At 42.9% G+C, this 19079-nt stretch carries 17 protein-coding genes; 14 read left to right on the top strand and 3 right to left on the bottom strand.

Annotated features, from left to right (window positions below):
- Positions 1 to 73: 73 nt before the first annotated feature.
- Both MHH46_RS27400 and MHH46_RS27395 read right to left on the bottom strand, forming a co-directional pair.
- A complete protein-coding gene (locus tag MHH46_RS27400) occupies positions 74 to 1111 on the bottom strand; it encodes a sensor histidine kinase KdpD (RefSeq protein WP_076130303.1) in 1038 nt (345 codons plus the stop codon).
- Complete coding sequence (locus tag MHH46_RS27395) at positions 1108 to 1791, bottom strand: response regulator transcription factor (RefSeq protein ID WP_076130304.1); 684 nt, start codon at positions 1789 to 1791, stop codon at positions 1108 to 1110. Before MHH46_RS27395 ends, MHH46_RS27400 begins: the two co-directional genes overlap by 4 nt.
- A gap of 348 nt (positions 1792 to 2139) precedes the next feature.
- On the opposite strand from MHH46_RS27395, the gene MHH46_RS27390 reads away from it, so the two are divergent.
- The 13 genes from MHH46_RS27390 (at position 2140) to MHH46_RS27330 (ending at position 17835) form a co-directional block, all read left to right on the top strand.
- On the top strand, positions 2140 to 2805 hold the full coding sequence (locus MHH46_RS27390; RefSeq protein ID WP_076130305.1) for an ABC transporter ATP-binding protein: 666 nt from the start codon (positions 2140 to 2142) through the stop codon (positions 2803 to 2805).
- Between the two features lie 158 nt (positions 2806 to 2963).
- Complete coding sequence (locus MHH46_RS27385; protein ID WP_179088221.1) at positions 2964 to 5318, top strand: ABC transporter permease; 2355 nt, start codon at positions 2964 to 2966, stop codon at positions 5316 to 5318.
- 22 nt (positions 5319 to 5340) lie between these two features.
- Positions 5341 to 7854, top strand: coding sequence for an ABC transporter permease (locus tag MHH46_RS27380; RefSeq protein WP_218642212.1), 2514 nt, complete (start codon positions 5341 to 5343; stop codon positions 7852 to 7854).
- Positions 7855 to 8124: 270 nt separating this feature from the next.
- Positions 8125 to 8430 carry a LiaF transmembrane domain-containing protein gene (locus tag MHH46_RS27375; protein WP_076130307.1) on the top strand — a complete coding sequence of 102 codons (306 nt, stop codon included), beginning with the start codon at positions 8125 to 8127 and terminating at the stop codon, positions 8428 to 8430.
- Positions 8431 to 8474: 44 nt separating this feature from the next.
- A complete protein-coding gene (locus MHH46_RS27370) occupies positions 8475 to 9152 on the top strand; it encodes a PspA/IM30 family protein (protein ID WP_036685541.1) in 678 nt (225 codons plus the stop codon).
- Positions 9153 to 9156: 4 nt separating this feature from the next.
- Complete coding sequence (locus tag MHH46_RS27365; protein ID WP_036685653.1) at positions 9157 to 9624, top strand: PspC domain-containing protein; 468 nt, start codon at positions 9157 to 9159, stop codon at positions 9622 to 9624.
- 3 nt (positions 9625 to 9627) lie between these two features.
- Complete coding sequence (locus MHH46_RS27360) at positions 9628 to 10332, top strand: PspA/IM30 family protein (RefSeq protein ID WP_036685540.1); 705 nt, start codon at positions 9628 to 9630, stop codon at positions 10330 to 10332.
- 197 nt (positions 10333 to 10529) lie between these two features.
- Positions 10530 to 11177 (top strand): cell wall-active antibiotics response protein LiaF, encoded by a 648-nt coding sequence (gene liaF / locus MHH46_RS27355; protein WP_036685537.1) that lies wholly within the window; start codon positions 10530 to 10532, stop codon positions 11175 to 11177.
- Positions 11178 to 11208: 31 nt separating this feature from the next.
- A complete protein-coding gene (locus tag MHH46_RS27350; protein ID WP_076130326.1) occupies positions 11209 to 12243 on the top strand; it encodes a sensor histidine kinase in 1035 nt (344 codons plus the stop codon).
- Positions 12244 to 12261: 18 nt separating this feature from the next.
- The gene (locus tag MHH46_RS27345) at positions 12262 to 12915 is read left to right on the top strand and encodes a response regulator transcription factor (RefSeq protein ID WP_036685532.1); all 654 of its coding nucleotides are present in this window, start codon (positions 12262 to 12264) and stop codon (positions 12913 to 12915) included.
- 193 nt (positions 12916 to 13108) lie between these two features.
- Entirely contained in the window at positions 13109 to 13924 is an 816-nt protein-coding gene (locus MHH46_RS27340) for a YwmB family TATA-box binding protein (protein WP_076130308.1), read from the top strand.
- Between the two features lie 205 nt (positions 13925 to 14129).
- Positions 14130 to 15680 (top strand): glucose-6-phosphate dehydrogenase, encoded by a 1551-nt coding sequence (gene zwf, locus MHH46_RS27335; protein ID WP_036685526.1) that lies wholly within the window; start codon positions 14130 to 14132, stop codon positions 15678 to 15680.
- Between the two features lie 556 nt (positions 15681 to 16236).
- Positions 16237 to 17835, top strand: coding sequence for a peptide chain release factor 3 (locus MHH46_RS27330; RefSeq protein ID WP_076194083.1), 1599 nt, complete (start codon positions 16237 to 16239; stop codon positions 17833 to 17835).
- A gap of 100 nt (positions 17836 to 17935) precedes the next feature.
- Here MHH46_RS27330 and MHH46_RS27325 read toward each other — a convergent pair whose 3' ends face one another.
- Positions 17936 to 18172 (bottom strand): small acid-soluble spore protein SspI, encoded by a 237-nt coding sequence (locus MHH46_RS27325; protein ID WP_076130310.1) that lies wholly within the window; start codon positions 18170 to 18172, stop codon positions 17936 to 17938.
- A gap of 234 nt (positions 18173 to 18406) precedes the next feature.
- Between MHH46_RS27325 and MHH46_RS27320 the strand changes: the two genes are divergently transcribed.
- Positions 18407 to 19066 (top strand): TrkA family potassium uptake protein, encoded by a 660-nt coding sequence (locus MHH46_RS27320; RefSeq protein WP_036685517.1) that lies wholly within the window; start codon positions 18407 to 18409, stop codon positions 19064 to 19066.
- The last annotated feature ends 13 nt before the right edge of the window (positions 19067 to 19079 follow it).

Raw genomic sequence — 19079 nt, 5'->3', positions numbered from 1 at the left:
TCCATGATTTAAGGGTAGCAAATCAATCTGACAGGAGAGTGTCTGAATTCTGACCATAATGACACATTCTATTTCAGCGCTGGGGCAGGTAAACAGAGAAGGTTGTACCTTTTCCAGTTTCAGAAATGACGTTGATATGGCCGCCTTGCGCCGTGATAATCTCTCTGGACAAAAACAACCCGATGCCGACCCCCTCGAATTCACGCGCTTGCTTTCCTCGGTAAAACCGCTTAAAGATGTGAGGGATTTCTTCGCTGGGGATTCCAAGTCCAGTATCGGTAAGGTGGAGACAGGTGAACATCTCGTTGCTTTCAGCAAGAACGGAAATTTGTCCGTTATGTGGTGTGTACTTCACAGCATTCTCGAGCAGGTTGAATAGTGCTTCACTTGTCCATTTGACATCGTGGCAGGCTAAGATGTGTGTCCCGCAGTCAATATTGATCGTAATTTGTTTGTTTTCCGCTTGTGCATAAATCTGGGATAAAGCCTGCGTCAGAGTTTGTATGAGCGGTTTCGCCTCAATCTGCTGTAGGGAGATCATTCCTGTTTCCAAACGTGATAATTTGATTAGAGACTGAATCAGCCAATCCAACTTATCTGACTGCGCTTTAATATGCTGTATGTAGTGCCGGACATTCTCATTTAGTCCGGGCATCTCTTCGAGCAACTGACTGAATACCATGATATTAGAGAGGGGGGTCTTGGTTTGATGGGAGATATCCGAGATCAGCTCTTTTATTTTGTTTTTCTCTGTTTGGATATTTCGTTCATTCGCCTTAGCCATCCCTATATACCGCTTTAGTTTATGTTCCATCGAAGACAGAGCGGTTTCTTCATAGTTAGTGAGTGGCGGCAGGTCATGTATAGCCCGTTCAATCGCAGTATCCAAGGTCTGTATATAGATTGCGATCTGGCGGTTCCATAACCAGACCCATACGGCTCCTGTCGCTAATATACAGATGATAAATAGAGAAGTCAGTTGGAGCAGAGTGGGGTCGAACCCGTACAGAAACATTATACTGCCGATAAAACAGGCCACTAGTATAAGGATGATCAGTAAAAAGAGCCTATGAATTTGCTTGAAATTAGCAGGTGGGCTATTGGTTTTCATGGTTTTTGCCCTTCAGTCCACATGTATCCAAGTCCGTAAATGGTCTTGATATATTTGGGTGCTGCCGGGTCATCCTCAAGTTTAGCACGCAGCCGTTTGATGGCTACTGTCAATGCGTTTTCATCCACAAATTCGGCATCCTTGCTCCAGATCTTGTCTATCAGCTGTTCTCGGGTCAAAATATTGCCCGTATTCGTCACCAGCAGCCGCAACAGTTTTTGCTCAGTTTTGCTCAGCTGGAGCGATTGTTTATTTTTGCTGTACTCCAGTTTCTCAAAATCGAGTTCTAACGGACCCAATGTTATTTTTCCAGTCCCTAGCGATTCCGTTCTTCTGAGCACTGCCATTACTCTGGCGCGAAGCACCATTAGGCTGAATGGTTTAGTGATATAGTCATCGCCCCCCAATGCAAAACCGGTGATAATGTCGGACTCCATATCATTGGCGGTTAGGAAAATAATGGGTACGCGTGAGGTCTTGCGAAGTTGCTCGCAATAGTCCAGCCCACTTCCGTCTGGCAGATTGATGTCCAGAATGATGAGATCAATAGGGTTAACTGCGAAAATATGCTCCGCCGCGGCAATATCGTAGGCTTGATGGATCATGACATTGTTTTGAGAAAGAGTGAGAGCGATCCCTTTATTTAAACTACGGTCGTCCTCAACGATCAGTATGTTCATAGTAATTCTCCTTTGTTTCTTATTTGATCATTATACATTCTCGGGATTTATTCGAAAGCGAGATTTTTATTTAGTAGACAGTTGAAAGTGGACTTTTCTTTATAATCTTTAAAAATGTTTTATTGTATATTAAATGTAATTTTCTAGAACAAATAGTTAGTATAGTCCTCAAAAAAAACATTGTAAACGAATTTTTTTATATAAAATAGTAAATTAATGGAATAAAGTGGATCTTGGAAAAAATGTCGAAGCACACACTATTTATTCTAGTTATTGGTATTGCAAGAAATTTCACGACGGTATGACACATGAAGAATCAGATATTCTAAAGAAATAGAGGGGTTGTGCATGAGTATATTAAAAGCTAACGACTTGAGAAAGTATTACGGTAGTGAACCAAACCCTGTCAAAGCGTTGGATGGCATAACAATGAGTGTGGAGCAAGGTGAATTTGTGGCTATCGTTGGGACTTCCGGCAGCGGTAAGTCTACGCTACTGCATATGCTCGGGGGCCTTGATAATCCTACCTCTGGCACCGTAGAAGTGAATGGGAAAGAACTGTCAAAGATGAACAGTGATCAGCTTACGATTTTTAGACGTAAAAATATCGGGTTCATTTTTCAAAATTATAATCTAATGCCGATACTTAATGTCTACGAGAATATCGTTCTGCCGATTGAACTTGATGGAAACAAGGTGGATAAGGAGTATGTGAACATCATTGTAAGGATGTTAGGACTGAAGGAGAAGCTGAATAATTTACCCAACAATTTGTCTGGGGGCCAACAACAGCGTGTAGCAATTGCAAGGGCTTTAGCGATGAAGCCCGCTATTATCCTTGCCGATGAGCCCACTGGAAATTTGGATAGTCAAACAAGTGAAGAGGTAATCAAGCTGCTGGAAATGACTAGTCACCAACTAAATCAAACAATCATTATGATTACACATAACAACGAAATTTCCTTGCGTGCTGATCGGATTCTCCGTATGGAGGATGGGAAAATCGTGGATTAGAGAGGGAAAAAATGTATAGAAATCATTCTTCATCCGTCATCCGAAAATTATTTCGGAGATACTATAAGGCAAACAAAACCAGAAATATTATATTGGCATGCGCCATCATTCTTACGACCATTCTGATTACAGCAGCTTGCAGCACATTTTACAGTTACTTGAAATTATCTAAACATCAAGAAATGAAAGAAACCGGGACAAGTGCTAATGTTATTTTGAGTCGTCCAACACAGAATCAATTAGATTTATTAAGTAAATTTGATATTTTAAAGCCTGAAATGAATATTCAAACCAAAATGGGATCACTTGTCAATAATAAGGGACAGGCTGGGATTGATATACAGATGATCAGTTCTACAAATTGGGAGGAATATAGCGGATCACTTGTAGATAATATGCAGGGTACCTATCCTGCTAAAGGCAATGAAATCATGATGTCAACATGGCTGTTGAATAGGTTGGGATACTCAAAGCCGCAGACTGGAATGGAGGTTTCATTGTCTGTTGCTATCAGTGATATTTCAAAAAACGGCGACGCAGAGGTTCAGAGCCTTCCCTTTACTCTGTCTGGATTCTATGAGGACACGGCAAATATCAATTCTGAAAACAATCGAATTGTCTTTTTTTCAGAAACATTTTTAAGAGAACATCCGCAGGAAGTGCCGAATCTTGTAGGGTTATTATTTAAAGATACCAGACATTATCACGATAAAATCGAGCAGATTCGAGCCTCCATTGATTTGGATGGAAATCAGCAGTTGATTCCTTCATATGACGGTAAATTGAATATGAATGTCAAGGATTCACTGGTTGCAGTAATAATGGTTTTGTTTTTTATGTTTGATGGATACCTTATTATTTTCAACGTTGCGTATATCTCTATTACTCGAGACGTACGATTTTATGGGCTGCTGAAAATGCTGGGAATGACTAGTGCGCAAATCAAGCAAATTGTCTATTACAGTGTTGCTAAAGTAGCCTTTTTTGCCCTGCCTGTGGGGATGCTGTTGGGATGGGGGCTTTCATTTTACGTAGTGCCGCTTGCCTTATCTTCGTATGAGGGTTTCTCATCCATAGATAGGCAAGTCAACTTATGGGTGTTGCTCTTGGCCCTATTTTTCTCAGCGTTAACTCTATTTTTAAGCTATAGAGCACCTGCAAAGAAGGCAGGGAGAATTTCTCCGATTGAAGCGTCGAAACATACTGATACACAATCCGGAAAACAAAAATCAAGAGGTAGACATGGTGCGAAAATACCGTATATGTCGTTAAAAAATATACTCCGTAGTAAAAAAAGATTGCTTTTTGTTGTGTTAACGCTCTTCTTAGGCAGCACTGCACTTGTGGTGCTTTCCACATTTCTAAAATCCTTCAGTGCGGAGGAATACATCAATGCAGAGGTTAAATACGACATTGCTATGTATAACCAAATGACCAGAGCCAGTTTTAATCCAACAGAGGAGCAGCACTTTACTCCTGAGTTGCTGTCGCAAATTTCCGCAGTAAACGGGATCCGTGAACTCGAACGAACGACGGTAGTATCTATTTTCCAGCATTATTCAGATAGTACTCATGGTGAGTGGCTGCGAAATTACAATGAATTTCGTGCAGGTGTGAATGAGGAACTCAGAGATAAAAAACATTATGAAGAAGATCCTAAAACTAACTTTTGGGGTTTATTGATCGGCATTGATGATAAAAAACTGGAGGAGTATAACCGTACTGCTAAGAACCCGATTAATTTAAGCGACTTTTCCAAAGGGAAGATAGCATTGGTAACTGATATTAATGGGAATGGCATTCCAATAGGTGTACAGATACCCTTCACGGTAATTGACAACAACAAGAGCTATAAGGTGAAAATTGGCGGTCAAATGACGTTTGAACGTGATGCTATGAATAGTGGTGCTGCTCCATGGCTAATTGTGTCAAATAATGTTATCAACAAATATCATTCTGATGCTGTGATTTACTCTATTAAGATTAATGCGCAAAAAGGAAAAGAACAGGATGTGTTGAATGAGGTTAAACTACTTACAAGCGGAGACAGCAGCATTTCAGGCACCTCAAAAATTGAACAGGCAAAGGCGTTTGCTGACTTAAAGCAGTCTTTTTCCAATCTTTCTATTGTTATCATTATCATTTTAAGCAGCATCGGTGTTTTGAATTTTATTAACACTATATTAGTAAGCATTGTATCCAGAAAACAGGAGTTTGCTGTTCTAGCATCTATTGGCGCGACGAAGAAGCAGATTAAATGGCTGATCACCTTTGAAGGAATCTGGTTTGCTCTAATTGCTTTTGTTCTTACATTAATAGTGGGTAGTGGCATTAGTTATCTGGTCTTTAATATATTGCATGAATATATAGGCTATGGAGTGTTTAGATATCCGGTCACCTCTTTAATCATATATTCGGGGGTTGTTTTGTTGATCTGTTCAATAATTCCTGGTTTGTTGTACAAATCTATTTCCCGTTCAAGTGTTATTGAACAGCTAAGACAAGCAGAATAATAATGCAAGGGAGGTGGGAACTTTGAAACACAATAGTGGAAAAACTATGAAAAAGTTGGCAAAGCGCTCTCTTAAATCTAGCAAAAATTATTTTGCTATTCTGGCAATAGCCTTGGCTGCGATTATGTTCACCAGTGTATTTACTATTGCAGGGAGTTTGTTAGAGTCAATGAAAGACAACAAGATGAGAATCGCGGGGAGCAATGCTCATGGTGGATTTCATCAAATGTCTATGCCTGAGTATAAAAGAGTCTCTTCAGATTTAATGATTAAGGACATCTCCTATTCGGTTCTTATCGGTGATGCACAGGGGGTTGCCTTTTCTAAGTTACCTACAGAAGTGAGGTATGGTGAGGAAAAGTATGCAAAATGGGCGTATAGCTTACCACAGCTTGGAAACATGCCACAGCAAAAGAAAGACATAAGTGTAAGCACCTTGGTATTGGATGCGCTGGGTCTTCCCCATACATTAGGTCAATCTATTTCGTTAACCTTCAAAACAGATGAAAAAACAATAACAGATACCTTTACCGTTTGTGGAATTTGGGATGGAAATCCGCTCTCTTGGCGTCAAAATATTTGGCTTTCTCGTGAATATGCAGATTTAATAGCTCCTGTGGCAACTGAACCATGGAACAACCGTCCCAATGTGTACTCAGGCTATATCAACAGTCAATTTTGGTTTTCGAATACGTGGGATATTGAAACGAAATCTGAACAACTTGCCAGCAGAAGTGATTTTGATGGTCAAATAACTGTTAACGCTTCTTATGATATTCTAGGATCTGAACCTCAAAATATACTTCTAGGTTTCTTTGTAATCACAGTGATTTTCTTAGCTGGATATTTGTTAATCTACAATATATTCTATATTTCAATTGCACAAGAAATTAAATCTTATGGATTATTAAAAGTCATTGGGACAACTTCAAAACAAATCAAAAGAATGGTTCGTTATAAGGCAATATATCTTGCTTGTATCGGTATTCCTTTTGGACTAGTGATAGGTTGGACGATCGGTCGTTTTCTTGTTCCGGCTATTATCGATATTTTTGGTGAAGATATGCGCGTCGTAACAAGTGTACACCCGCTTATTTTTGCTATTGCCGCTATATTCAGCCTCTGCACAGTGTTATTAAGTTGCTTAGGGCCAGCAAAGGTTGCATCAAGGGTTTCTCCAATAGAAGCTCTAAGTTATGTTGAAGGAAAACAGGCGGGAGAACTAAGAAGAAAAAAGAAAAAAGCTCAACCAATAACATCCGTTCGTCTAGCAATGGCTAATTTAAAGAGGAACCCCCGAAAAGTGATCATCGTCACGTTTTCTTTTACACTTAGTTTGGTTATTCTTAATAGTACTTATGGTCTTGTGCATTCTTTTGATTTTAATAAGTTCATTGAGTTTCAGTCTGTTTCGGACTTTACGGTTGCTGATACTTCGATCATAAATAATTCGCCTCCATTTGATACTTCCGGTGTAAGCAATGAGTTCATAAAACAAGTAGAGTCATTGGACGGGCTTGAAAATAGCGGTAATGTTTATGTACTCCCTTTAACACAAAATTTAAGTGATCAGGCAATGTCTGCGCTGAAAAGAGAAGTCGGCTTGATGAATGAAAAGGACCAAGAGGAATTTCTGAGTTCTCAGGAAATGGTGAAACGGAGATCAATAGTGAATACATTTGGTTTCAGTGAGTGGCCGGCACAGATGATTCAAGTAAAGGAAGGAGCTTTGGATCAAAAACGCTGGGAGAACGGAGAGGGAATCTATGTTACTAACTGTAAGAAATTCCTAGATGGTACAAGCAGCATTTATCATCCGGGAGATAAAGTTAAAGTGAGTTTTGGAAACGGAAAGGAAAAGGAATATGAAGTGCTTGCCATTGTTGATTTTCCGGGAGCTATTCACTCAGTGGCATATTATGATATAGGATTAGAGTATTTGTTGCCTTCGGATGAACTGCTTGCCCATGCAGATTCTATGCTGCCAATGTATACAATCTTTAACGTAGATGATGAACATTTAACTCAGACAGAAAAATGGCTGGAGGACTATTGCTTACATACGGATACCGGATTGGATTTCTATTCGAAGAATACTTCTAGAGAAACCTTTCGTAGTTTAATCTTTATGTATGAGGTGGTAGGAGGTGCATTTTGTATTCTGCTAGGTGTTATTGGGATTCTGAATTTCATAAATTCCATGCAAACTTCTATTTTAACCAGAAAACGAGAAATTGCCATGCTGCAATCAATAGCCATGACGGATAAGCAGGTAAAAGAAATGCTTATCTTTGAGGGGGGCGGGTATGCCTTCCTAGGGCTGATGTTTTCGATTGTGCTAGGAAGCTTGGCAAATACTACCCTAGTACCCGCAATGGGAGCAGAACTTGATTATTTTACTTGGGCTTTTACATTAACCCCTATTTTACTTAGTATAATCCCCTTTATGCTGGTCTCTATTGTAGTACCCGTTTTGTGTTACCACAGCATATCTAAGAAGACTATTATTGAAAGATTACGGAGCGAGGTTTTTTGATAAAGAGCCACATAGTTAACCCTAAAGGAAAGTTCAAAAGGGCATCACCTATATAGGGTGGTGTCCTTTCAATTTTTGATGGGTAGCATTCCCATTTATATGTGCAAAGGTTGGTTATGACCTACAACTAGCCCAACAGTGGTCTGTAGTCGTACAGCTACCTCGACTAAGGTCCAGTACGAAAAACCGTCGTTGGTCTGTTTTGAAAGTCTGCGATTTACCCTAGAATAAGGCTATAAGGTTAAGGACAACGAAAGGCGGTGAGAAAAAATGCAAAGAAGACAAGGAAACGGATTAGCGGTTGTACTGATTGTGATTGGTGCGGTTATGCTGCTCGGCATTGCGCTTCCTCTGATCCACGGAATGTTCAGATTACTTTTCCCGGTATTGCTGGTTGTTCTCGGGTACTACGGGATTAAGAGCGGACGCAAGATTATTGGTTGGGTACTGATGTTCATTGGTGTGATGTCCCTGATCGCGAAGCTTTCCTGGATCATTGGACCACTTCTAGGAGTGGCGTTGATCGTCTGGGGCGTATCAGCATTAAAGGGCAGAAGTAACAAGGGTACTTATTAAGAAGCAATGTACTTAAACAAGAAGCAGGGAGGGAGCAGGAGATCATGAGTGTTTTTCGTCGCATGAGGGATATTACTGTAGCTAATCTAAACGAACGTCTGGAGCAAAGCCAAGATCCCGTGAAACTAATTGATCAATTTCTACATTCAACCCGTGAGGAAATCAGTGAAGCTGAAAGGCTGTACCAGCAATATGCTTCCCACACGAAGCAATTGCAGCAGCAAGTGAACCAAGCAACTGCCATGAGAAACAAACGTGAAGAGCAGGCGTTGTTGGCACTGAAAGCAGGCGAGGATCATCTCGCGAAGCTGGCTTTACAAGAAAAGATCATTCACGAGGAAAAACTGGAGCAATATAGCGGGCTGCTAGAACAGAGCAAGCAATCCTTGTTTGAACTTGAAGCACAGCTGAATGAGCTGAAAATAGAGTATCAAACGGTGTACAGCAAACGTCAGTATTATTCGGCACGAATGGAGTCGCTGCGATTGCAGCAACGGATGAATCAAAGAGCCAGTGCTTATGGCAACGGTGGTGATGTTCCCAAAATGTTCGGTCGTCTGGAAGATCAGATGTCGGATTGGGAATTAGAAGCAAAGAGCTTGCGTGATTTGCGGCGCATGGGACAGGAATATGCGGTGCAAGCGGGTGAGACCGTAGCGACCGTACTCGAAAGAGAAATGGCTCGCCTAAAGGAGAAACTGAACAATGGTGGAAAGGAGTAGCGCTATGAGTCGATTGTATCGTTCAACAAGAGATAAAGTGATGACGGGGCTTGCAGGTGGATTATCTGAGACACTCGGTATTGATTCCACGTTATTCCGGATTCTATTACTGGTCAGCATTCCGTTTACAGGTGGTGCGGTGATTCCGGTATACTTCATTGCAGCAATGGTCATTCCTAAGGAACCGACGCATTATAATCCATTTGGACCAGGGCCTGGGGCACCGGGTGGCCCATACGGCGGACCCTACTCAGGCAGACCGGAACATGGACACGGACCACAAGCTACTGGCGGATATGGACCTTATGGACGCCAGCCAAATTACAATCCTAATTTTGAGAAGAACAACGCTTATTCCGCACCGGACTCCGGTTTGGATGCGATGATGAAGGATATTGAGAAGAAGGCTTTGCAAAAAGAAGTAGAAGAACTCAAACAAAAACTGTCTAAATATGAGAAAGGGGAATTGTAAATCATGGGAGTATTTCAAAGAATTAAAGATATGACAAAAGCGTCGGTAAATGACTTGTTGGATAAGGTAGAGGACCCAATCGTAATGCTTAACCAATATCTGCGCGATATGGAGGCTGAAATTCACGAAGCAGAAGTAACAGTTGCTAAACAAATGGCTAACGAACGCCGTATGAAGCAACGTGTGGAAGAAGCAGCAAAAATGTCTGCACAACGTGGATCACAAGCTGAACTGGCACTGAAAAATGGCCAAGAAGAAGTAACTCGCAAGCTGTTGGAAGAAAAAATCTACTTTGACCAAAAGCAAGTGGAATACAGTGATCTTCACGCACAAGCTGAAGTACACGCTAAGGAATTAGTGCAACAACTGCATGACATGAAGGATGAGTTCTACAAGCTGCGCAACAAACGTAATGAGCTTGTATCCCGTGCTCAAATGGCTAAAGCTAAAAAACAAATGTCGCAAATCAGCAGCGTACATTCCATTGAAAGTGGCAGTGCATCACTCGGATTCCACCGGATGGAAGAGAAAATTATGCAGCTTGAGGCTGAAGCAGATGTAATGCGTGCACCTTACAGCCCATCCGCTGCTTATAGCAAACCCGTTGATGTTGAGAAGCAACTGAAAGTGGATGAGCAATTGGCGCTACTGAAAAACAAGCTGAATGATACACCTGCGGCTCCTTCTCTAAACAAAAAAGAACAATAAATCCTGTTCCTAAAACTTGGACGGATATGATATGCTGGACAAGAAGAAGCCATACGGTATGGATCTCCATACCGATATGGCTTTTATAGCGGCTAGCTATAATATTTAACGGTGATAATATTCCTCATCATAGTGACGGATATCTAACCGATAGTATAAAATGAGTTTTGCTTCGCAAAACTTTTAGGAGGTGCGAAATGGATAAACGAAACCGTTTGATTGCCATCGGACTGATTGCTGTTGGCTGCATGATGATTTTTGGTAGATGGCTCGGCTTTTTCTCCATTGTCGCGCTTCTGTTCCTGCTGCTGGGAGTCTACCGTACGACATCAGGCAAAGTAAAGCAGGGCTATAAACTGCTCGGGATAGGTGCTGTATTGCTTTTGCTGGACCATTTGGTGCTCGTGCTGGGGATTTGTTTAATCTCACTTGGGATGTTTTTTACCAAATCCAAAAGAGTACAGCGTAAGGAAGGGTTTATGCAGAAGCAGAACTTTTCATCCAGATTTGACTGGGACCGCTCACCTTGGGTGATGCACAGCCTTAGCTCTTGGCATGTACTGGGTGAAGCCGATGTGGATCTTTCATTAGCTATGGCGGATCATAAGGAAACGGTCATGCTGTTTCAAGGGATTTTTGGCGATATGGACATTAACCTGTCCGATGATTACGGCGTGGAAATTGAAGCTTTTGTGCTCTTTGGGTCCATTGAATTCGGCAACCAGCGAGATACAGGGATGTTGAACCGTCTGAATTGGAAATCAGCTAATTATGACAGCAGTGAATACAAAGTGAAATTTAGTGTTTCTTATTTAATGGGAGATCTAGATGTACGATTATCTTGAAAAGCTTGATAGAGAAGGGAGAGTCCCCCGCATGGAAAAAAAGAACAAAAACATGATATCACGCAGCATGGGTGAGGGGGCTCTGTTCTCTTTGGTCATGCTGCTTGTGATAATGTATGTCATGTATACATATGGCTATTTGAAGCCTTTTGAAAGCTGGAAATTTGGCGTGCGGACAGCCGTCACTCTAATTCTTCTGCCTATGGGCTTTGGGATTGGTTATGGCTTTTATCAGAGCTTTCGTGTGAAGCGGCAGTTGGAACGTCTTAGGCAGACCCTCGTATTATGGGAAAAGGGAAATTTGACGCTGTCCATGCCGGATCTAGGTGATGATGAGCTGGGAAGGCTTGGAGAACAGCTTGGCCGGATTAGCGGCAAATGGGAGAATCAAGTGACGACGCTGCAGCGGTTGTCCACGAATAACGCGAAGCTTGCGGAGCAGGCGCGGGTATCTGCTATTATGGAGGAACGGCAGCGGCTTGCGCGTGAACTGCACGACGCTGTTTCCCAGCAGCTATTTGCAATCTCCATGACTGCCACGGCGGTAGGCCGGACCTTGGAGAAAGATTTCGATAAAGCCCAGCGGCAAATTGCGCTTATAGAAGAAATGTCTGCCGTAGCCCAATCGGAGATGAGGGCATTGCTGCTGCATTTGAGACCTGTTTATTTGGAAGGAAAGGGCCTCGAACAAGGTCTGCAGGAATTGATCAAGGAGCTTAAGATCAAGGTTCCAATCGAAATTGTATTTGAAATGGACCCTGATGTGCAGCTGTTAAAAGGGGTAGAGAATCACTTGTTCCGTATCGTCCAAGAGGCGATTTCTAATACACTTCGTCATGCGAAGGCAGAAAAAATGGAAATCCGGCTGCATAGACGGGGAGATACAGTTCGCTTGACGTTGCGTGATGATGGAATCGGCTTTGAGATGGACGACACCAAACAAGCTTCCTATGGTTTGTCGAACATGCAGGAGCGGATTAATGAAATCGGAGGCTCCATTCAGTTCATTACCGCTCCGGGTAAAGGGATGCGTATTGAGATTACCGTTCCGTTAGTCAATGAATAATAGGAGGAAAGAGTAACCATGGAGATGGAGGAAGCAATTAAAGTACTACTCGTAGATGATCATGAAATGGTACGGATCGGACTAGCAGCTGTTTTAGGTACCGAGGATGGAATTGAGGTCGTAGGTGAAGCTGGAAGTGGAGAAGAAGGCATTCGGCTGGCTCAGGAGTACAATCCCGATGTGGTCTTAATGGATCTCGTAATGGATGGTATGGATGGCATAGAAACGACTAAACAGCTGATGAAGCAGTACCCAGAGATCAAAGTTATTGTTCTTACAAGCTATTTGGACGATGAAAAGATGTATCCTGTTATTGAAGCGGGCGCTTTTAGTTACCTGCTGAAGACTTCGCGGGCTAGTGAAGTGGCGGATGCGATCCGCGCTGCGGCAAGAGGACAGTCCGTGCTTGAGTCACAGGTGGCCTCTAAAATGATGAACCGTTTTAGAAACAATGCAAAAGGAGAATCACCTGCTTATAAAGAGCTTACGGAGCGCGAGATGGAAGTATTACGTCTGTTGGCGCAAGGTAAATCCAATCAGGATATTGCCGATCAACTAATTATTGGAATCAAAACTGTGAAATTTCATGTGACGAATATTCTCGCGAAGCTGGGCGTGGAAGACCGGACCCAAGCAGCAATTTATGCATATAAAAATGGACTAGCTGAATAACAATAAAGGACTGAAGCCTCTGCTTCAGTCCTTTTTATTGTACAAGAAAGTGTGTTTTGGGGCTCCCGCAAAGTACTTGAGTACGCATCGAAGTATAAACCCTCACTTGGTGGGGATATTTCAGGTATAGAATCTCCTAATTCGAACATACTGTCTAGTAGATTGCTAGAGAGGTTCGAAGGGAGAATGACATATGCGGAAGATGAAGCTGAACAACGGAACAAAAAAAGGGACTTTTTTTATAATGATAATCGTGTGCTGCGCTGCGGCTCTGCTAGTTAATCTGCAAAGTGTTAAAGCGAATTCAACCGTTCTTGATGAGGGCGTTAACCAAGCTTCAACAGGAGCCGAACTGAATCATGCTCTTGTGAGCTTAATTGATCTCGGAAAAGAAACAACCGTTTCTGATTCACCGCTGCGTTTAGTGTTAAAGTGGCAGGGAGAAAGCAGCAATTACGCGGATCTGTCTGCCGAAGTTGCTAAGCTAAGCACAAGTCTCGGATTGAATGTACCGTCAGGTACTGAGGAAGATGGACATATGACGTATCGTACAGAAGCTGTAAAACCATATGAATCGCGGCTCTCCTTATTTTGGAGTGAGCTTAGCGAAGGCAACAGTTATGTGATTGTAACGTTAGAAGCGGCTGATCTGCAAAATGAAGCCAGCTTTCAAGCGGCTGCTCGTGAAGTAAGTATGATTCTTGAACAGAATAAAATTAAGGCGGAATGGAATGTATCCCTTCAAGGAAGCGCGCAAGAACAGGGAGCACCTGAAAAAGTTCTAGCACAGACGGAGTCATTGATGCATGACCGGTTTGAAGCTGTGACCGGAGGAGAAAGCTACAAGGATATCTCAACGGTTAGCCGTACGTATTCGATTCCTAATTTGAATCGTTCTGTGATGAGTGGAAATCAGTCAGTTTCTGCCCAAATCGCAGTGCATCATGAAGATCAGAAGGGGACAAACCGCGTAACTATAGGCTTTCCTTTAATAACCATCGAATATTGACAATTTTCTCTTATATAAGCGCAGATATAGTTAATAATAAGAAATATTAATTGAAATTTGCGAAATCCCGAGAGTATTTGTCAGGAATGTGATAGCATCCTTTTTAGGAATATGCTAAAATGACATAACGTCGTTATTCACCTTATGTTAGTACCGACGCTGAGCATGTCAATAAACTATATTACATACAGAAAGATGAGGAGCCATGGCTGAAAATCAAACCCTTGATGCACTGCACACACCCGGTGCTGTCTTTTTTATCTTTGGGGCAACCGGAGACTTAGCCCGGCGTAAGCTTTTCCCGGCGATTTACAGCTTGTACCGTGAAGGTAAGCTGGCACAAGATTTTGCGGTAATTGGCGTGGCGCGGCGCCCGCGTACTCAGGAAGAATTTAGAAGTGATGTGAAGGAATCCATCCTTGAATTCTGCCGTTACAAAGCGGGAGAAGAAAGCGAATGGAATGAGTTTGTTCAGCATTTCGAATACAAATCTCTGGACATTAACAATATTGATGGTTTCCGCGAGTTAAGAGCACAAACTGAAGTTCTTGAAGAGAAATTCAGTATTCCGGGCAATCGGATGTTCTATCTTGCGCTGGCGCCTGAATTGTTCGGCAGTGTCTCCTTCAATCTTAAAGCTGGCGGGATGCTGGATAGTACGGGTTGGAATCGCCTCGTAATTGAGAAGCCTTTTGGTTATAATCTGGAGTCGGCTGAACAGCTGAACGAACAGATTCGTCAGGTCTTCAAAGAAGAGGAAATTTACCGGATTGACCACTATCTTGGTAAAGAAATGGTACAGAATATCGAAGTGATTCGTTTTGCTAATGCTTTTTTCGAACCGCTCTGGAATAATAAACATATTGCCAATATTCAAATTACACTTGGCGAAACCGTAGGTGTAGAAGAACGCGGTGGTTACTATGACCATGCGGGAGCCTTACGGGACATGGGCCAGAATCATATACTGCAACTGCTGACTATGATTGCAATGGAACCACCAAGCCGTCTGCTCGCAGAAGATATTCGTGATGAGAAAGTGAAGGTACTTCGTTCCCTTCGTCCTTATGCGACATCTGATGAGGTGCGTGAGAATGTCGTAAGAGCACAATATATTCAAGGACTACACCAAGGAAAAACCCTTCCTGCTTACCGTCAGGAAGATAAGGTTGACCCTGAGTCGAATACAGAGACGTATTTTGCTGCCCGTGTATTTGTAGATAACTTCCGCTGGGCTGGAGTTCCTTTCTACATCCGTACAGGTAAACGTCTCCCAGTGAAGACGACGGAAGTGGTAGTTGAGTTCAAAGGTATGCCAACCAACGTTTATTTGGGACAAAAGCATAAACTTGAGCCTAACCTCCTTGTAATCCGTGTGAACCCAATGGAAGGCATTTATGTAAAGATTAATGCCAAGAAACCGGGTTCAGAGTCTGAGATTCAACCGCTGGCTATGGACTTCTGTCAGAGCTGCCTGGTTGGAATCAATTCTCCGGAAGCATATGAGCGCTTGTTACATGATGCCGCACGCGGCGATTCCACTTATTTCACTCGTTGGGATGAGGTATCCTCGGCATGGTCATTCGTGGATCGTATTGCGAAAGCATGGAGCGAAGAGTCTAGCGACTTATCTTCTTATCCTGCTGGCTCTTGGGGTCCAGTGGAAGCAGATGAACTGCTTGCTAAAGAAGGTTTCCATTGGTGGCCTGTAAACGGCCAAGATGAAGATAATGTGGTTTGGCTGAAGAATAACTAAACCTTGAGTTAATGCTATCTCCCTGCAGAGGATGCAGGGAGATTTTTTGTAATGCTAAGATCTAAAAGATCGGACTTCAGACGGTGTTTGGGGGATCTGGGCACTGTTCTAATAACTGCACTTTGTACAATTAAAATCGCTTATCTCGTTGTGATTAGTCTTTTAGATGTATTTTCTGCAACTATAATCACCGGATAAGGCGGAAAAGCGTGCACAACTTATTTTTAATTGCATCAAATGCAACTAAAGGCTAATGAAAATGCTAATACTTCAAGTAAGTGTAGGAAATACATCTATTTTCTTGAGCGATGATATGTGGGGATCATAATCCAGACCATTTGGGAGATATTTTGCGGCACGCGCTTTTTAGTAGATAATGTCTGCCGGATTTTGATATACTTTAGAGGATGCTTTCACTTGAAGCGGACTGGAGCTAGACCTAAGAGCTATTCATTCAGAAATGAAGGGGTATGAACAATGAGCAGAGCACCGATTTGATGAACCCCAGTGTAATTGAAGCAGAAGCAGGAATTTTATATATGAAGGGATATGTGTAATGAACAAAGCAATAGATCAGAAGCTGCAAAAGGAAGTGGATAGACGCAGAACCTTTGCGATCATTTCCCACCCGGATGCGGGTAAAACAACTTTAACGGAGAAACTGCTGTTATTCGGTGGCGCGATCCGTCTGGCGGGAACGGTTAAGGCCCGTAAAGCGAATAAGCATGCGACGAGTGACTGGATGGAAATTGAGAAGCAGCGGGGGATTTCTGTAACGTCTTCCGTGATGCAGTTTGATTATTTGAATCATCGCGTGAACATTTTGGATACACCGGGTCACCAAGACTTCAGTGAGGACACCTACCGTACCCTAACTGCAGCGGATAGTGCGGTCATGCTTATTGACGTGGCAAAAGGTGTGGAAGCTCAAACCACTAAACTGTTTCAGGTATGTGCTAAACGGGGTATTCCGATCTTTACCTTTATTAACAAGCTGGACCGTGAAGGACGTAGCCCGTTTGATCTGATGGAAGAGCTGGAGCAGGTTCTTGGTATTCGTTCTGTGCCAATGAACTGGCCGATCGGTAGCGGACGTGAGCTATGCGGCGTGTATGACCGGATGAAAAATCAGGTAGAGCTGTTCCAAGGTGACGATCACTCCGTAATCAAGGTTCAAAAGGTTGACGGATACCGTGATCCAATCATTCGTGAAATGGCTGGAGAGTATCTGCATGATCAACTGTGTCAGGATCTGGAGCTGCTGGATGTAGCAGGCGATGCTTTTGACTATGAAAAAGTATTAAGTGGTGAACTCACACCTGTGTTCTTTGGCAGTGCGATCAACAATTTTGGTGTACAGACTTTCCTCGATAATTTCTTGGATCTGGCACCGAAGCCTGAACCACGCCGCAGTACTATAGGGGTAGTAGAACCAACGAATGAGAAATTCACTGGTTATGTGTTCAAAATTCAAGCGAACATGAACCCGGCTCACCGTGACCGGATTGCTTTCCTGCGTATTGTGTCCGGGAAATTCGAACGGGGTATGAGCGTGAAGCATGTACGTGCCGGTAAAGATATCAAGCTGGCGCAACCACAGCAATTTTTGGCGCAGGACCGCGATATCGTAGAGGAAGCTTATCCGGGAGATATCATCGGTCTGTTTGATCCAGGTATTTTTAGAATTGGTGATACCTTGAGCCAAGCAGGAGATATGGAATTCGATGAGCTGCCAACGTTCTCACCAGAGATTTTTGCTAAAGTGAGTATTAAAAATGCATTGAAATCGAAGCAGTTCCAGAAGGGTGTCGATCAGCTGACTGAAGAGGGCATGATCCAGGTGTTCCGCACGGTCAACTTTGACGATATTTTGCTTGGCGTAGTTGGACAACTGCAGTTTGAAGTGTTTGAGTACCGCATGAAGGGTGAATATGGTGTGGATGTTCAGTTGCAGAGAATGCCGTACCAGTTTGCACGTTGGATCGTAGATGAAAGTAAGCCGGATGCGAGCAAATTCAGAATCAACTCAACGTTGGTGACGGATAAGAAGGGCAATTTTGTCGTGTTGTTCGAGAACGAATATGCTATGCGGACAGCGATGGATAAGAACCCGACAGCTAAATTCCTGGAAATGGCTCCAAAAGCATTACTATAATTAGGACGCTATAACTTTCTGAATGTAATAATAAAACCTCCGCCTCCATAGGTGAAGTTACACCATGGTGAGCGGAGGTTTTTGACTAGTTGCGGTCAGTTTACGATGTGATATCCCCAGGGGTAATAGTCTCCAGGTGATCATGTAGCATGGTAACCAACCTATCTTGCTTAGCGGGATCTAAATCCTTCCAGATCATTTCGAACACGGCGCCAAGTCCCGGGAGTGCTGCCTCCGGACCGTCCACAGAGCCTTCAATCATATGACGTAAATCCTCTTCAGATTGACCGTGCACTTTATGAATAATCGCCTGGCGCAAGTCAATGGTAACGGGCATAATGTACCTCCTTTTTTGAAAATATAGTGATATTGACCTCGTTATAATGTGCCCTGCAAAGGTGCTGGAAATTCAAGTTTTTGTCCAAATATAAGATAGTATAAGTTTGACACATATATATCATCCTTATATTCCTACGAGAAACGGTTGTCATCCATAAGGACGGCAATGACGTTTCTTCTTGGCTTATGCTATACTGTTTGAGATATAGAATGCTACGGGAGGTACATAGACATGGCCAAAAAACAATATGCCGTCATCGGTATGGGGCGTTTCGGATCTAGTGTTGCTAAGGCGCTCAGCGGCATGGGGTTTGATGTACTTGCGATTGATGCTGACGAGCAGCGAACACAGGAAATTTCAAGTATTGTAACTCATGCCGTATCTGCAGATTCCACGGATGAGGAGGCGCTGCGTGCCCTTGGTATTCGCAATTTTGATGTGGTGGTTGTAGCCATTGGCGAGGACATACAAGCTAGCATCCTGACAACACTTATCCTAAAAGACCTGGGTGTGCCTGCAATTCTGGCAAAAGCCAAAGGTGAACTGCACGGCAAAGTATTAAGCAAAATTGGTGCGGACAAGGTGATTTATCCTGAACGGGATATGGGAATGCGGGTTGCGCATCATCTTGCTTCGCCTAATATATTGGATTATATTGAGCTGTCGCCGGACTACAGTATTCTGGATATGAAGGTATCCGGACCGATGCTCGGAAAAAATCTACAGGAGCTCGACATCCGCGCAAGATTTGGCTGCAACGTAATGGCCATCCGCCAAGGTGAAGAAATGAACATCTCTCCCCGTGCAGAGGATCGCCTGATCGATGGCGATATCCTTGTTATTGTTGGGCATAAGGATAATTTGACGAAGCTGGAGATGGCGTATCAGTAGGAACAAAGAATAA

Source organism: Paenibacillus sp. FSL H8-0175 (assembly GCF_045040615.1).
Taxonomy (GTDB): Bacteria; Bacillota; Bacilli; order Paenibacillales; family Paenibacillaceae; genus Paenibacillus_AQ; species Paenibacillus_AQ odorifer.
Note: the sequence above shows the minus strand (reverse complement) of the source record. Positions and strands in the feature narration are given on the sequence as shown.

Coding starts and splice junctions, on each gene's coding strand:
- MHH46_RS27375 (WP_076130307.1), top strand. CDS start 8,125: ATGCAAAGAAGACAAGGAAACGGATTAGCGGTTGTACTGATTGTGATT.
- zwf (WP_036685526.1), top strand. CDS start 14,130: ATGGCTGAAAATCAAACCCTTGATGCACTGCACACACCCGGTGCTGTC.
- MHH46_RS27365 (WP_036685653.1), top strand. CDS start 9,157: ATGAGTCGATTGTATCGTTCAACAAGAGATAAAGTGATGACGGGGCTT.
- MHH46_RS27340 (WP_076130308.1), top strand. CDS start 13,109: ATGCGGAAGATGAAGCTGAACAACGGAACAAAAAAAGGGACTTTTTTT.
- liaF (WP_036685537.1), top strand. CDS start 10,530: ATGGATAAACGAAACCGTTTGATTGCCATCGGACTGATTGCTGTTGGC.
- MHH46_RS27350 (WP_076130326.1), top strand. CDS start 11,209: ATGGAAAAAAAGAACAAAAACATGATATCACGCAGCATGGGTGAGGGG.
- MHH46_RS27390 (WP_076130305.1), top strand. CDS start 2,140: ATGAGTATATTAAAAGCTAACGACTTGAGAAAGTATTACGGTAGTGAA.
- MHH46_RS27400 (WP_076130303.1), bottom strand. CDS start 1,111: ATGAAAACCAATAGCCCACCTGCTAATTTCAAGCAAATTCATAGGCTC.
- MHH46_RS27370 (WP_036685541.1), top strand. CDS start 8,475: ATGAGTGTTTTTCGTCGCATGAGGGATATTACTGTAGCTAATCTAAAC.
- MHH46_RS27320 (WP_036685517.1), top strand. CDS start 18,407: ATGGCCAAAAAACAATATGCCGTCATCGGTATGGGGCGTTTCGGATCT.
- MHH46_RS27345 (WP_036685532.1), top strand. CDS start 12,262: ATGGAGATGGAGGAAGCAATTAAAGTACTACTCGTAGATGATCATGAA.
- MHH46_RS27395 (WP_076130304.1), bottom strand. CDS start 1,791: ATGAACATACTGATCGTTGAGGACGACCGTAGTTTAAATAAAGGGATC.
- MHH46_RS27330 (WP_076194083.1), top strand. CDS start 16,237: ATGAACAAAGCAATAGATCAGAAGCTGCAAAAGGAAGTGGATAGACGC.
- MHH46_RS27360 (WP_036685540.1), top strand. CDS start 9,628: ATGGGAGTATTTCAAAGAATTAAAGATATGACAAAAGCGTCGGTAAAT.
- MHH46_RS27325 (WP_076130310.1), bottom strand. CDS start 18,172: ATGCCCGTTACCATTGACTTGCGCCAGGCGATTATTCATAAAGTGCAC.